General features: G+C 46.2%; 12 protein-coding genes, 1 tRNA gene and 1 pseudogene. 9 read left to right on the top strand and 5 right to left on the bottom strand.

Features of this window, described 5'->3' with window-relative positions; all coding sequences use genetic code 11:
- The first annotated feature begins 12 nt into the window (after window positions 1-12).
- The 6 genes from AC06L3_RS03125 to AC06L3_RS03100 all read left to right on the top strand — a co-directional run bounded on the left by AC06L3_RS03125 (window position 13) and on the right by AC06L3_RS03100 (window position 5,326).
- Window positions 13-951, top strand: coding sequence for a D-2-hydroxyacid dehydrogenase (locus AC06L3_RS03125; protein WP_475669164.1), 939 nt, complete (start codon window positions 13-15; stop codon window positions 949-951).
- Complete coding sequence (gene typA / locus AC06L3_RS03120) at window positions 935-2,743, top strand: translational GTPase TypA (protein WP_475669163.1); 1,809 nt, start codon at window positions 935-937, stop codon at window positions 2,741-2,743. The genes AC06L3_RS03125 and typA overlap by 17 nt, the downstream gene beginning before the upstream one ends.
- Before the next feature lie 56 nt (window positions 2,744-2,799).
- On the top strand, window positions 2,800-3,348 hold the full coding sequence (locus AC06L3_RS03115; RefSeq protein WP_475669162.1) for a YceD family protein: 549 nt from the start codon (window positions 2,800-2,802) through the stop codon (window positions 3,346-3,348).
- Window positions 3,349-3,367: 19 nt separating this feature from the next.
- Window positions 3,368-3,556 carry a 50S ribosomal protein L32 gene (gene rpmF, locus AC06L3_RS03110; RefSeq protein WP_475669161.1) on the top strand — a complete coding sequence of 63 codons (189 nt, stop codon included), beginning with the start codon at window positions 3,368-3,370 and terminating at the stop codon, window positions 3,554-3,556.
- A 19-nt stretch (window positions 3,557-3,575) separates the two neighbouring features.
- Window positions 3,576-3,647, top strand: a tRNA-Arg gene (locus tag AC06L3_RS03105).
- Between the two features lie 416 nt (window positions 3,648-4,063).
- A complete protein-coding gene (locus tag AC06L3_RS03100; protein ID WP_475669160.1) occupies window positions 4,064-5,326 on the top strand; it encodes an ATP-binding protein in 1,263 nt (420 codons plus the stop codon).
- 129 nt (window positions 5,327-5,455) lie between these two features.
- Here AC06L3_RS03100 and AC06L3_RS03095 read toward each other — a convergent pair whose 3' ends face one another.
- On the bottom strand, window positions 5,456-6,469 hold the full coding sequence (locus AC06L3_RS03095) for a glycoside hydrolase family 18 protein (protein WP_475669159.1): 1,014 nt from the start codon (window positions 6,467-6,469) through the stop codon (window positions 5,456-5,458).
- 3 nt (window positions 6,470-6,472) lie between these two features.
- Entirely contained in the window at window positions 6,473-7,933 is a 1,461-nt protein-coding gene (preA, locus tag AC06L3_RS03090; RefSeq protein WP_475669158.1) for an NAD-dependent dihydropyrimidine dehydrogenase subunit PreA, read from the bottom strand.
- Between the two features lie 197 nt (window positions 7,934-8,130).
- On the opposite strand from preA, the gene AC06L3_RS03085 reads away from it, so the two are divergent.
- Together AC06L3_RS03085 and AC06L3_RS03080 are read left to right on the top strand one after the other, a co-directional pair.
- Window positions 8,131-8,250: an antibiotic biosynthesis monooxygenase family protein gene (locus AC06L3_RS03085; RefSeq protein WP_475669157.1), complete on the top strand. Its 120-nt coding sequence runs from the start codon at window positions 8,131-8,133 to the stop codon at window positions 8,248-8,250.
- Window positions 8,251-8,261: 11 nt separating this feature from the next.
- Window positions 8,262-8,438 (top strand): Dabb family protein, encoded by a 177-nt coding sequence (locus AC06L3_RS03080; protein WP_475669156.1) that lies wholly within the window; start codon window positions 8,262-8,264, stop codon window positions 8,436-8,438.
- A gap of 3 nt (window positions 8,439-8,441) precedes the next feature.
- On the opposite strand, the pseudogene guaA reads toward AC06L3_RS03080, so the two are convergent.
- From guaA to AC06L3_RS03065, 3 genes and pseudogenes are all read right to left on the bottom strand, one after another.
- A pseudogene (gene guaA, locus AC06L3_RS03075) lies at window positions 8,442-9,380 on the bottom strand (glutamine-hydrolyzing GMP synthase); the annotation flags it as partial.
- A 74-nt stretch (window positions 9,381-9,454) separates the two neighbouring features.
- The gene (locus tag AC06L3_RS03070) at window positions 9,455-10,714 is read right to left on the bottom strand and encodes a glycoside hydrolase family protein (protein ID WP_475669155.1); all 1,260 of its coding nucleotides are present in this window, start codon (window positions 10,712-10,714) and stop codon (window positions 9,455-9,457) included.
- 20 nt (window positions 10,715-10,734) lie between these two features.
- Window positions 10,735-12,981, bottom strand: coding sequence for a monovalent cation:proton antiporter family protein (locus AC06L3_RS03065; protein ID WP_475669154.1), 2,247 nt, complete (start codon window positions 12,979-12,981; stop codon window positions 10,735-10,737).
- Window positions 12,982-13,101: 120 nt separating this feature from the next.
- Here AC06L3_RS03065 and AC06L3_RS03060 point away from each other — a divergent pair, with 120 nt between their 5' ends.
- Window positions 13,102-13,269 (top strand): 4Fe-4S binding protein, encoded by a 168-nt coding sequence (locus tag AC06L3_RS03060; protein WP_475669153.1) that lies wholly within the window; start codon window positions 13,102-13,104, stop codon window positions 13,267-13,269.
- The last annotated feature ends 78 nt before the right edge of the window (window positions 13,270-13,347 follow it).

The raw sequence follows: 13,347 nt of genomic DNA, 5'->3' as shown, positions 1-13,347 counted from the left end.
TACTGTCAATAAATGAAAATAGTTTTTCTTGACGCTCATACTCTTGGTTCGGACATAAGTCTTGCACCTATTGCTGCTTGCGGAGAACTGGTATGCTATGATCATACCTCCGACGAGCAGGTATTCGAGCGAATCACGGATTGCGAGGTCCTTATCGTGAACAAGATACAGATAAGGAAGGCGCAGATAGATGCAGCCCCAAAACTCAAGCTTATCTGTGTGGCTGCCACAGGTATGAACAACATTGACCTTGAGTACGCCGCTTTGAAAGGTATTCCTGTGAAGAATGCAGTTGATTATTCAACCAACAGCGTCACCCAGGTGACTTTCAGCATTCTGTTGTCGCTGGCAGGACAGATTCCTCACTTTGACAACTGGGTCAAGAGCGGTTCATACAGCAACTCGAATTCTTTCACACATCTCTCAAAGGTTTTCTGGGAGCTTAAGGGAAAGAGATACGGAGTCATAGGGCTTGGTAACATAGGCAGCAATGTGGCCCGTATTGCCAGGGCTTTCGGCATGGAAGTATATTACTATCCTACCAGCGGCAAGGCACACAGCAGCGAATTCCCGGCTCTCAGCATGGAGGAGCTTCTCTCAACCTGTGATGTGGTGTCCGTTCACGCACCGCTGAATGACAGGACAAAGAATCTTGTCACATACGAAAAGTTGCAGCTCATGAAGAAATCCGCCTATATACTGAACATGGGTCGCGGCGGTATCATTAATGAAGCGGATTTGGTAAAGGCTCTGAATGATAATCTGATAGCCGGTGCCGGCGTTGATGTTTACACTTGCGAGCCTCTCCCTGAAACATCACCATATTTCAATATCGAAGACAAATCCAAGATTATTTTCACTCCGCATATAGGATGGGCAAGTGCAGAGGCTAGGGTGATTCTGGTTGAAAAAATAGCCCGCAATATAGAAGAGTATGCAGCAAAACATTAGAAATATTGCTATTATAGCTCACGTTGACCATGGCAAGACCACATTGGTTGACAAAATGATTCTCCATGCGCAGCTCATGCGTAATGCCGAGAAACTTGGAGGTCTGATTCTGGACAACAACGATCTTGAAAGGGAGCGTGGAATCACCATCCTTGCAAAGAACGTGAGCGTCCCTTATAAAGGAAACAAGATCAACATCATTGATACTCCGGGCCATGCCGATTTCGGTGGCGAGGTTGAGCGCGTGCTCAACATGGTTGACGGTGTGCTTCTGCTTGTTGATGCATTCGAAGGCACCATGCCTCAGACCAGGTTCGTTCTTCAGAAGGCAATAGAACTTGGCAAGAAGCCGGTTGTTGTTGTGAACAAGGTTGATAAGCCTAACTGCCGTCCCGATGAAGTCAACGAGCAGGTGTTTGACCTTATGTTCGCTTTGAATGCAACGGAGGAACAGCTTGACTTCAAGACTATGTTCGGAAGTGCAAAGCAGGGCTGGATGTCTGAGGACTGGAAGCAGCCAACCACCGATATCACGCCATTGCTTGACTGTATTCTGGAACAGATTCCTGCTCCGCTTCAGGAAGAAGGAACAACGCAGATGCTTATTTCATCTCTTGAGTATTCCCCATACGTTGGCCGTATTGCCGTGGGCAGAGTTAAGAGAGGCTCCATTAAGGCTGGTCAGCAGATCACTCTGTGCAAGAGGGATGGCTCAATGGAGAAATCAAAGGTAAAGGAACTGATGATTTTTGACGGCCTTGGCAAGAAGAAGGTTGAAGAAGTGTTCAGCGGTGACATTTGCGCTGTTGTTGGTATAGAAGGATTTGAAATAGGTGATACTATAGCTGATTTCGAGAATCCTGAGGCTTTGCCTCCAATCAGCGTTGATGAGCCTACAATGAGCATGCTTTTCTGTATCAACGATTCACCTTTCTTCGGACAGGACGGAAAATATGTTACATCAAGGCATTTGAAGGAGCGTCTGGAGAAGGAGCTTGAGAAGAACCTTGCGCTTCGCGTCAAACCGGGTGCCGGTGCCGATTCCTTTGTGGTTTCCGGACGAGGAGTGCTCCATCTTTCAGTACTCATTGAGACAATGAGACGTGAGGGCTTCGAGCTTCAGGTCGGACAGCCTAAGGTGATTGACAAGAACATAGATGGTGTGAGATGCGAGCCTATTGAGCATCTTACAGTAGATGTTCCTGATGAAATGGCAGGCAAGGTGATTGAAATCACAACACGCCGCAAAGGCGCCCTCCTGCACATGGAACACAGAGGTGATGACAGAACACACCTTGACTTTGACATTCCTTCACGCGGTATCATGGGCCTGAGAAGCAATCTGCTTACAGCAACACAGGGTGAAGCCATTGTTGCGCATCGTTTCAAGGCATACGAACCTTACAAGGGCGAGATTGAAATGAGAACCAACGGATCACTGGTTGCCATTGAAACAGGTCTGTCAATAGCCTATTCAATGGACAAGCTTCAGGACAGAGGAAGATTCATCATTTTCCCTGGTGAGGAGATATATGCCGGCGAGGTTGTTGGCGAACATACAAGAAGCGGGGATCTGTGCGTAAACATCTGCAAGACAAAGAAACTTACCAACGTACGTGCGGCGGGTTCCGATGAAAAAGTGATGCTTCCTCCACCATTGCAGTTCTCTCTGGAAGAAATGCTTGAGTATATTCAGGAAGACGAGCTGGTTGAGGTCACCCCTAAGCATTTGCGCATCAGGAAAGTCATTCTCGATGAAACCGAAAGAAAGAGAAGGAAACTTTCTTTGTAATTAAAACTAAAAATGTTACCTTTGCACGCTCATTGTAGAGGTACTGGATTTTGATTATGGAAGATTGCAGGATTCAGATCAAAGGATTGAAGGACGGAAAACACGTTTTCACATTTCCTCTTGATGAGAAGTTTTTTGAAACATTTGACAATAGCCTGATTCTGAAAGCTCAGTTGCTCTCAACTGTGGAATTGGAGAAGAGCAAGGATTGGATGAACCTGTCATTCTGCATAAACGGTACGGTTGATGTACCCTGTGACAGATGTCTTGATCCGGTTACATTGCCAATTTCCTGCAGCGATTCACTTCCTATAAGGGAAATCAGAAGTGAGAGTGATGCTTTCAATACCGATATCGTGGCCATTGAACCGGGAGCTGAGGACGTGGATTTGAGCCAGTTGTTCTATGATTATGTTTGCATAAACATACCTTTGGTAAGAGTTCATCCCAATGGCGCTTGCAATGAGCAGATGATTGAGAAACTGAATCAGCTTTGTGGTAAACAGAAAAGCGGCGGGCGGCCTCAGGAAGCAGAGGGGATGATTGATTCCGTGGATTCTCCATTTGCAGCCTTGAAGAACCTGCTTAATGATAAGGAAATATAACTATTAAAAATATTTAGAGATGGCACATCCGAAACACAAACTTTCAAAACAGCGTAGAGATAAACGTAGAACTCATGATAAAGCAGTGGTTCCTACATTGGCTACCTGCTCAAACTGTGGTGCAACTGTAATGTATCATCACGTTTGCCCTGAGTGTGGTTACTATCGTGGCCGCCTTATAATCAACAAGGAAGAGAGCGCTAAATAAGTTCTCTCCTTTTATTGATGGTCCCGTAGTTCAACGGATAGAATGGAGGTTTCCTAAACCTTAGATGGCGGTTCGATTCCGCCCGGGACTACAAGAAAGCCAGCCGGTTTCGGCTGGCTTTTTTTGTTTGGTGCAGATTACCCTCCACTCCTGAATGTTCCACACCACACTCTGGCGATGGTGAGTGTGGACGATGAAATTTGGTTTAGCATATAGAAGCATATTGATTACGTTATTTTCCACAGTCCGATAAAGACCTGTCCATGGAAACCTTGCCGGAGATGAAAGGACTGACCCACAGCGTCGGTTCCCGGGGCCGTTTGGTATACAAGGGCTGAGAATTTTTCAGAGCTCTCCGCTTTTGCGAAAAATATCAGAAATAATTTGAGGAGAGTGCAATTTGCACTGAATTCAGGGTGCTGGAAGATAGATTTTCCAGTCATAATCTTATATGTTCTAATTTGCTTTTCGGGATTTATTGTATATTTGCAGTAAAAACCGAATAGAATGGGCGAATACGTAAAAAGAGAAAGATATCTTCAGCGGCTAGTTGACAGAAGAGACAATGGCGATTTAAAAATAATCACCGGTCCGAGAAGGTCCGGCAAGTCATTTCTGTTAAAGACAATATTCCGTGATTATCTCATTAGCCATGCTGTGCCACCGGAAAACATTATCATCGTTTCTTTGGATGAAGATGATGAGAATAATCAGAGCGAACTTGTAGACAAAGAACTGCTGAAGGCGTATATCTATGAACGGATCCTCTCCAATGAAAGTAATTACTATGTATTCCTTGATGAGATTCAGGAGATTGAAGGTTTCGAGAAAGTCGTCAATGGTCTGAATGCTAAGGAGAATATTGATGTGTATATCACCGGTAGCAACTCGCATCTGTTGTCCAGCGACATCAATACAATCTTCCGTGGCCGTGGTGACGAGGTGCATGTCGAACCTTTCTGCTTCAAGGAATTCTGTGAGGGAAGGTCGGAACCTAAAAATGAGTTGTGGAAGGAGTTCTATACCTATGGCGGTCTTCCTGCTCTCCGCAAGCGAAAGACTCCCCAGCAAAAGGTGACATACCTGCAGCGCCTGTGGGAAAAGACCTATATAGCGGATGTCAGCGAGCGCCACAAGATCAAGAATAGCGTGGCATTGGATGCCCTGGTGAACCAGCTATGTTCATCGATAGGATCCTTCTCCAATCCGAATAACATATCGAACACGCTGCTGAGTGTTCAGCATTGCAAAGTAGACGCAGAGACTGTGTCAAGTTATATCGGATACCTTGAGGATGCCTATCTCTTCCGTGGTTCCAGGCGGTACAATATCAAAGGGAAGAGGTATTATGAATCCCTGAAAAAGTATTACTGTACGGATATCGGGCTTAGAAATGCCAGACTGAACTTCCGTCAGCAGGAAATCGCTCACATTATGGAGAATGTCATATACAACGAATTGTGTTCACGCGGCTATCTCGTCGATGTGGGAATGATTGAGTCCCGTGAGTTTGTCGATGGGAAGCAGGAATACAAGCAATATGAGGTTGATTTTATTGTGACAGACGGGATGAGGAAATACTACATCCAATCTGCGTATTCAATTCCGGATGAAGACAAGATGAGGCAGGAATTGAAATCATTCAGAAAGATAGACGACTCATTCCAGAAGATTGTGATCATGGGTGACGATATAGCCACATACACGAATGATGAAGGTATTATATTTATGGGACTGATGCAGTTTCTCGAGAATGATGCGATTCTATAATAAGCCAATACACCTGCCTGCCACCAACCATGATCGTTTAACGTCCCTCGCCATTCGACAAGATGATTCTGATGGAATACAATTGTGTAGGTATGGTAATCGTCAAGATTGACGTGCTGGAACATTAAGTTATTCCACCAGCGAATGCATTATGCGGGTGAGGGTGAGGTTTTGGTCATCGAGACTGTAGTCCCAGTTCATTATGCCCAGCAGTCCGTGTTCCTTGATATAGTCACATTTGATGCGCAGGGAGCGGGCGTTTTCAAAGCCGAATACGAATTCACCGTTGCTGTCCGATATATATGGAGCGTGGGCTGACTTGTCCCATTGTTCGGTATAGCCTTCGGGAATCGGGTAGATGTTCTTGAAGTCCATGCTTTTCCTGAAACTGTCCACTCCACGTCCGTAGAAGGGAACTCCCATAACAATCTTATTGGCAGGAACGCCGGCTTTGATGTGGTCCTGGACCGATCTGTCAACGGACCATTCCCCTGTGTGCTCGGAAGGGTAGAGGGCGCAGTGGAAAACCGCGCCGAACTCCATATCGTAGGACATTATGTTCACATAATCAACATATTCCATTATCGAGGGAAAATCAATGTATTTCGGATCGCAGCAGCTTGCGAGTGTGAGAAGTCTGTCGGGTCCAAGGAATTTCCGAAGATCCGCCATCAGCAGTGTAAAATTGGACTTGTCATCGGGTGAGCTGGAGATGTGCGCACCCTCGCCGTTGCCGGGGTACTCCCAGTCTATGTCAATGCCATCGAGGTGGAAGCTGGAAACTATTCTTGCGCAGTCCTGGCAGAAACTTTCCCTGAACTCCTTGCTGGCGGCCATTTCACTGAAGTTTCCGCTGCCCCAGCCTCCTATGGAGAGAAGGACCTTCAGCTCCGGATTGATTTCTTTCAGAGCAACTATGTCCTTCAGTCGCTGTTCATTACGCAATTCAACTCCATCAAAGCTGGGCTTAACATTGCCAAAGGCGTAGTTGATGTGAGTGAGCAGGGTGGGGTCAGGCATCACATCTGTCCAGGCTGTGACATATGAGGCCACTACTTTCTGAGCCATCAGCGCAGCAGGCGAAAGAATCTGTATGATTCCCGCCAACATGGCGATAGCAATACATTCAAGAGTCCTTTTCATTCACTATGCCCTTTTAACTATTCTTATAGCAGAGCCTATTGCCTGAGTAGGGCATACCAGACGGCAGAGGTGACAACCCACGCATTTCTGGCCGTTCAGATGAGGCTTGCGGTCCTGACCAAAGGATATTGCCTGATGGCCTGCATCGTTGCAGGAGATGTAGCAACGGCCGCAGCCCATGCATTTATTGAAGTCCCATTTAGGGAATACCATCGTGCGTCGGTCCAGTTCATCGGCATGGCAGAATGTGTGGATTTCGCTTCCAATAAGATTGTCCAGCTTTTCAATGCCATTTTCAAGCATATATGTCTGCAAACCAAGTTTGAGGTCTTCAATGATTCTGTATCCGTACTGCATAACCGATGTGCAGACCTGAACGTTCTGGCATCCCAGCTGAATGTATTCAAGGGCGTCGCGCCAGGTTTCGATTCCACCTATTCCGCTTAGTTGCAGATGCTTGCCTTCCTTTTTCATTAGCGGATTGGTAACTATTTCAAGAATATGTCTCTGTGCAATAGGCTTTATGGCCTTGCCGGAATATCCGCTTATCGTTCTCATGCCATTGACCTTTGCTGATTCATCCATTGTTATGGATTTGATGGTGTTGATTGCCGCAATCCCATCACATCCTGAAAAGTATGCAGCCATTGCAGGGGAGGACATGTGCGTTATGTTCGGAGTCATCTTTGCAATTACAGGAATCTTTACATTGCTCTTCACATACCCGCTGAAAAACGCAACCAGTTCAGGATTCTGTCCAACATCGGAGCCCATTCCTTCGTGTGACATCTGAGGACAGGAGAAATTGAGCTCAACCATATCTGCTCCGGCAGCCTCGGCTCTTTTGGCCAGGTCAACCCATTCGAAAACCCTTTGCCCCATTATGCTGGCAACAATGACTTTGTTGGGATAATTGTCCTTGAGCCTGCGGATTATGGAGAAATTCTCCTCAGCACTCTTTTCACTGAGCTGCTCCATATTCCTGAAGCCTACAAACTGTGTGTTTCCCTTGCTTACTGCGTCGAATCTTGGCGATACCTCCTTGATTTCGGAGTATGTTATTGTCTTGTATACTACTCCGGCCCAGCCCATGTCAAAAGCACGGGAAATCATTTCATAGTTCGTGCATACTGCAGATGAGGCAAGGAAGAACGGATTTTCACAATGTACTCCGCAGAAATCAATTGAAAGATCAGGCAAGTGTTGCGCTAAAGGCTTGGCTTCAGCCTTTGAAAGTTTTGCCAGTTCTTTTATGCGTATGTGCCTGTCTGGATTAATGCAGGCTGTTTCGCATGGTGCATTGCATTCCAGACAATCATTGCCAAGCCAATTGAAAGCGTTGGATTCGTTGCTGAATTTTATGGCCCTTATTGCTCTGGCCGGGTGGAACCCTTTCGGGCATGCACTGTTGCAAGGCGATTCAACGCACAACAAGCAGTTGTCAACTTCATTGTGGATATTCATCAATACTATAGTTTTATAAAAACTCTTAAAGTTACTAAACTTCTTTCATTTTTATTGAAAAAATTGCGTATTGCAATCCTTGGTCTCGAAAATTCAGTGTGAGCTGGTTTTGCTCATTCCGGGCAAATGTGGTACATGGATAGGATTTATGCTTTGATTAGCTTAATTTTGCATATTCAACAATTAATATTGAAACTATGGTAAAGCATATAATCCTTTGGACATTGAAAAGCGAGCTTTCCGAGCAGGAGAAGGAACAGGTGAAGAAAGAAATAAAGGAAGGCCTGGAGGGCCTCAAGGGAAAGGTCCCGGGCTGATTGATATAAAAGTGAACGCAAGCGGCCGCATAGCAAGCTCCAATGCGGACCTGATGCTTGACTGCACCTTGGAGAACGAGGATGCACTCAAGGTTTATGCAACTCATCCCGCTCATCTTGCCGTTGCAAACGGGAAGGTACGTCCTTTCACTGCAGCACGCGCCTGTCTGGATTTTGAAGTAGAATAAGGATTATTCCCACTCGATGGTTGCCTGAGGCTTTGATGAGATGTCGTATACAACTCTGTTCACTCCTTCCACATTGGCAATGATGTCGTGCTGTACCTGATCCAGAAGTTCCCAAGGAAGGTGAACTATCTGAGCTGTAACTGCATCCTTGCTGTTTATTGCCCTGAGAGCTATGACGTTGTCGTATGTTCTGCGTCCATCTGTAACACCGGTGGTCTTTACAGGAACGAAAATAGCTGCAGCCTGCCAGATCTTGTCGTACCAGCCTGCATTGCGCAATGCCTTGATCCAGATTGCGTCGGCCTCCTGGAGAATGTGAATCTTCTCAGGTGTGAGCTCGCCAAGACATCTTACACCAAGACCAGGTCCCGGGAAAGGATGGCGGCCGAGAAGCTTGCCGTCGATTCCGAGCTCGGCGCCCACTTCACGTACTTCGTATTTGTAAAGATACTTCAAAGGCTCAACCAGTCCAAGGTGCATCTCTTCAGGAAGACCTCCTACATTGTGATGACTCTTGATTGTGCCTTTTGCTGAATGTGATTCCGCAATGTCGGGCCAGATTGTTCCCTGTGCAAGCCATTTTGCATCCTTTACCTGCATTGCCTCTTCATTGAAAACGTCGATGAAGGTCTTGCCAATGGCTTTTCTTTTGAGTTCAGGGTCTGTTATTCCCTTGCATGCTGCAAAGAAGCGGTCTGCCGCGCGTACGCCCTTTACGTTCAGCCCCATACCCTTATACTGTTCAAGCACATCCTCGAATTCATTCTTTCTGAGCAAACCGTGGTCAACGAAAATGCACTGGAGATTGCTCCCTATTGCCTTGTTGACCAGAACAGCGGTGACTGTTGAATCAACTCCGCCTGAAAGGCCGAGAATAACAACGTCTGAACCTACCTGCTCCTTGATTGCAGCTACCTGCTCTGCAACGAATGATTTTGGATTGAGTTTGGAATTGTCGTACATATAGTATCAAAAATTAATTGGTTGTTAGCGTATGGAATTTTCAAGCCGCAAAATTAATTATTTTTTTCACTGCTTCTAACTTTTGTTACAAGTTCTTTAAGCATGTCCCATCCACCTTCCCTGCGAGCAAAGCCGTCAAGGGAGAAAATGCATATTCCGTCAGAACCTCCTTTGAGAGCGCATTCGGCGCAATTGTATAAGGTGTCTATTCCCATTCTTGGGTTCAATGCCATACCTGAACGCAGAACAGCAGGATTGTTGTTTGCCTTCAGGCCTTCAACACCCTCGCGTGTTGCTGTTTCAATCCATTCATCAGGGAATGCGTATGCGCGGTTGTATATCATAGGCATAAGTATGTCAACGTTTCTGAAGTTCACCCAGTCCTGGCGTACAAGTTTCTTGGATTCCTCAGGAGAAGCGAACACCGCTGCGGATGATATCTTGCCGCAAGCCTTGATTTCAGCTGCTATCTCACTTGTCATATCTGCAAGCGAACTCCATCTGAATTCCATCCACTCTTCATTGGCTGTAGGGTCTTCCAGCTCAAGGGGATCGATGCCTGTCTGCTCCTTGAACTTGTTCCTGCATACATCGCAGTAGCAGAAGTCCCAGGTTGGATATACCTTGTCCTGAACCACGCCTCTGCTTTCATGAAGTCCGTAAGGAAGTATTGCATCCGGATATCGGATGAAGTCCATGTGCACTCCGGCTACACCATCAATCTGAGCAATCTCCCTTGCCCGGGCCTTGAGATATTCAGTAACGCCGTCGTGGTTAGGGCAGAGGAAACGGTAGTGCTCCCTGTTGTATAATTTGATGTCGGCTGTGCTTTCACCAAGGCCGTTTATTGCGTACCAGTCCTTGTGCAGGTTGCGCAGGAGCATTTCTCCGCGGTTGGCTGTCCACATCCATGCGTGGAGCTCAATGCCATATTTCTTTGCAAAAACGGCTGCGCGTGTCATGATGTCAATGGCTGCGCTGTCGCGGAAAATGGATGGATCGTGAATCCAGCTGGTGTCTTCTCCTGCAGCTGCCATCTCCTTGGCTGTGGTGAGACCTGATGCCAGGGCTGCACTCTTGATAAGCAATGAACTGTCGCCAAGGTATGAAGGGATGCCGGAATGGCATTCAAGGAAGATGGCGTCTATGCCGCAATCCGAGGCATGTTGGAAATATGACTCCAGCAAAGAGTCTGAAGATGCTCCCCTTATGCCCATCCAGGCATGGACTTTGATGTGTTCAGGTTTGCTGCCTGCGCAGGATGCCGCAATGACCGCTATTGCCAATGCAACGATACTGAAAATCTTTTTCATAGAGTTTATATTTATTGTGTTTATTTATACCATGATATTACACTGCGCAGACCGGCGAACCATACGGAATCTCCTTCATTGAACACGAAGTCTGCGGAAGGGTTGGTGATCAGATCACCGCCACGCATGATGCTTATGACCATACATCCTTCGCTTCTCATGGGAAGATCGCTCAATTTCTTGCCGCTCATGTACGACAGGTTGCCCAGAGTATGATTCTCAACCGTGAATTCCTCGTTAGACGTACCATCCTCCTGCTGTTCGTTCTGTTTGCTCATAAGCTCTATGAAGTTGCTCAACTGCCAGCTTGTGCCTACTGCAAGAACAAAGTCACCCGGATAGAGAGACTCGTTCCCTGATGGAATCACAATGGATCTGGAACCTCTTTGTATCTTGATTATGTTCACGCCTGTGATCTTGAAGAAGTCCATGTCCGACAGACTCATGCCTGTGTATGCAAAATCCGAATGTATCTGTATTCCCTGAATGTGCACGTCGTAGTGGGAGAGTTTGTCATTGATGAGGCTTTGCACCGGCTTTGCTTTCCTGGACATCTCTTCCTTCTCCTTGAGGTTCTCAAGGAACCTTCTTTCTATCCTTGTGACTTTTCTGGCGTTTCTTCTGGCCAGTATGATTATGATGAACAGAGCTCCCAGAATTACCAGAATATTCCAACTGGCCATTTCATATCGCCACATTACTATGGAAATGACGAAATATGCAGCAAAGAAAATACGCAGGAATATAAGGGCGAAAATAGGAATCCTGTTCCGTCTGTTCTTTATTATGAGGGCAGCCCCCTGCTCCCTTATTTCTTCACCGCTGATGGCCATTCCTATTACGAAAGGAGCCATTATTGCAAGAGCGGCAGCCACTTCTATCACATGCTGAGCCCTGACTGACAGGCCTGGAAGGAGAACTTCGGAAATCATAGGGAAGAATTCCGTTATGGCCAGTGAAAGGGCGGTGAGAACCACTGCATACAAACCGATTCTTATCAGATAGCTTTTTATTGCCTTGCGCCACAGACTCTTTTCCTGTTCATTCATTGACGAACTTTCTTTCCTGTTCAGGCGATTGAGCCATTTCTCCGGAAGTTTCCTGTTAAGGAAAGTCAGTGCGGGATCGGCTGCCTTTATCATGTACGGCGTTGTGAAGGTGGTTATCACGGACACCGAAATGATTACGGGGTAAATGTAATCGCTCAGCACTCCAAGGCTGCAGCCCAGACCTGCAATGATGAATGAAAACTCTCCAAGCTGAGGGAGGCTGAATCCTATATGAACTGCAGTGTCAAGGGACTTGCCGGAAATCAGTACACCGCAGGTTGAGAACACGAGTATGCCTGCCATTGCAACTAAAGTAATGGCAAGGATTACCGGCCAGTAGTCAATGATGACTGAAGGGTCAACCATCATTCCAACTGAAACGAAGAATATGGCTCCGAAAAGGTTCTTTATGTTGGTTATGGTGTGACTTATCTGTTCTCCTTCCAGGGTGGAGGAAAGTATGGAGCCCATTATGAATGCTCCCAATGCTGAGGAGAAGCCTGATTTATTGGCAAGAAGCACCATGAGGAAGCACAGCCCAACACTTGTTATGAGCAGAATTTCATCGGAGAGGAACTTCCTGGTCCTCTTGAGCAATGAAGGAAGCAGGTAGATTCCAATCACGAAGCAAAGTATGAGGAAAAACATAAGTTTGGCCAGAGAATAGGCCATGTCCGTTCCGGAAACCTTGTGCGTAAGGGCCATGGTTGAGAACATGACCATCATGAGAACGGCTATCAGATCCTCCACAACAAGTAACCCGAACACCGTTGCGGCGTAAGGTTTGTCCTTTATTCCCAAGTCATCGTATGCCTTGATGATTATTGTTGTTGAACTCATTGACATCATTCCACCAAGGAATATGGATTCCATCTCGGTCCACCCAAGCACCGAGCCGAGCATGAATCCAGTGAGCAGCATACCTATGCAGATGGTTCCTGCCGACAGGAAGGCAGGCTTCCCGACACTCAGCAGTTTCTTGAAACTGAATTCAAGACCAAGACCGAAAAGCAGGAATATGATACCTAGTTCGGACCATTCGTGCACGGATTCGGGGGAGAACTGCGGAATCAGACCGAGATTCGGACCTACTATGAAACCTGCAATTATATAGCCAAGGATGAGAGGCTGCTTGAGCGCTTTTGAAATGATGGTGAATATACCGGCTGCAATCAGAATTGTAGCAAGCTGCGTGACCAGATTGAGTTCCTCGGACATAAATTTGTATTTGCATACAAAGATAATTTAAATATCCTTTATATTTTTGCCTATTGATAAGTTTTGCTATATTTGCACCCGTTTACTGAACGTTATTAATAACAAATAAAAATTTAAATTATGGCTTACAAAATTTCTAACGATTGCGCTGCTTGCGGAACTTGCAAGAACGAGTGTCCTGTTGGTGCTATTTCTGAGGGCGATATCTACAAGATTGATCCGGCTATGTGCACAGAGTGCGGTACATGCGCTAACGCTTGCCCTATGGGCGCTATCTCTCTCGAGTAGTTTTTCCACACGCAGAGATAAAAGGGAACGGGTTCATAAAGGAATCCGTTCTTTTTTTGTATATTTGTGTCTTAATAT

This window comes from Candidatus Egerieousia sp., assembly GCF_056211015.1.
This window is presented reverse-complemented; position numbering and strand designations above follow the sequence as displayed.

What these genes read in the sequence shown, in the direction of transcription:
- AC06L3_RS03125 (WP_475669164.1), top strand. Translation starts at nt 13, where the DNA reads ATGAAAATAGTTTTTCTTGACGCTCATACTCTTGGTTCGGACATAAGT.
- AC06L3_RS03065 (WP_475669154.1), bottom strand. Translation starts at nt 12,981, where the DNA reads ATGTCCGAGGAACTCAATCTGGTCACGCAGCTTGCTACAATTCTGATT.
- typA (WP_475669163.1), top strand. Translation starts at nt 935, where the DNA reads ATGCAGCAAAACATTAGAAATATTGCTATTATAGCTCACGTTGACCAT.
- rpmF (WP_475669161.1), top strand. Translation starts at nt 3,368, where the DNA reads ATGGCACATCCGAAACACAAACTTTCAAAACAGCGTAGAGATAAACGT.
- AC06L3_RS03100 (WP_475669160.1), top strand. Translation starts at nt 4,064, where the DNA reads ATGGGCGAATACGTAAAAAGAGAAAGATATCTTCAGCGGCTAGTTGAC.
- AC06L3_RS03095 (WP_475669159.1), bottom strand. Translation starts at nt 6,469, where the DNA reads ATGAAAAGGACTCTTGAATGTATTGCTATCGCCATGTTGGCGGGAATC.
- preA (WP_475669158.1), bottom strand. Translation starts at nt 7,933, where the DNA reads ATGAATATCCACAATGAAGTTGACAACTGCTTGTTGTGCGTTGAATCG.
- AC06L3_RS03115 (WP_475669162.1), top strand. Translation starts at nt 2,800, where the DNA reads ATGGAAGATTGCAGGATTCAGATCAAAGGATTGAAGGACGGAAAACAC.
- AC06L3_RS03085 (WP_475669157.1), top strand. Translation starts at nt 8,131, where the DNA reads ATGGTAAAGCATATAATCCTTTGGACATTGAAAAGCGAGCTTTCCGAG.
- AC06L3_RS03070 (WP_475669155.1), bottom strand. Translation starts at nt 10,714, where the DNA reads ATGAAAAAGATTTTCAGTATCGTTGCATTGGCAATAGCGGTCATTGCG.
- AC06L3_RS03060 (WP_475669153.1), top strand. Translation starts at nt 13,102, where the DNA reads ATGGCTTACAAAATTTCTAACGATTGCGCTGCTTGCGGAACTTGCAAG.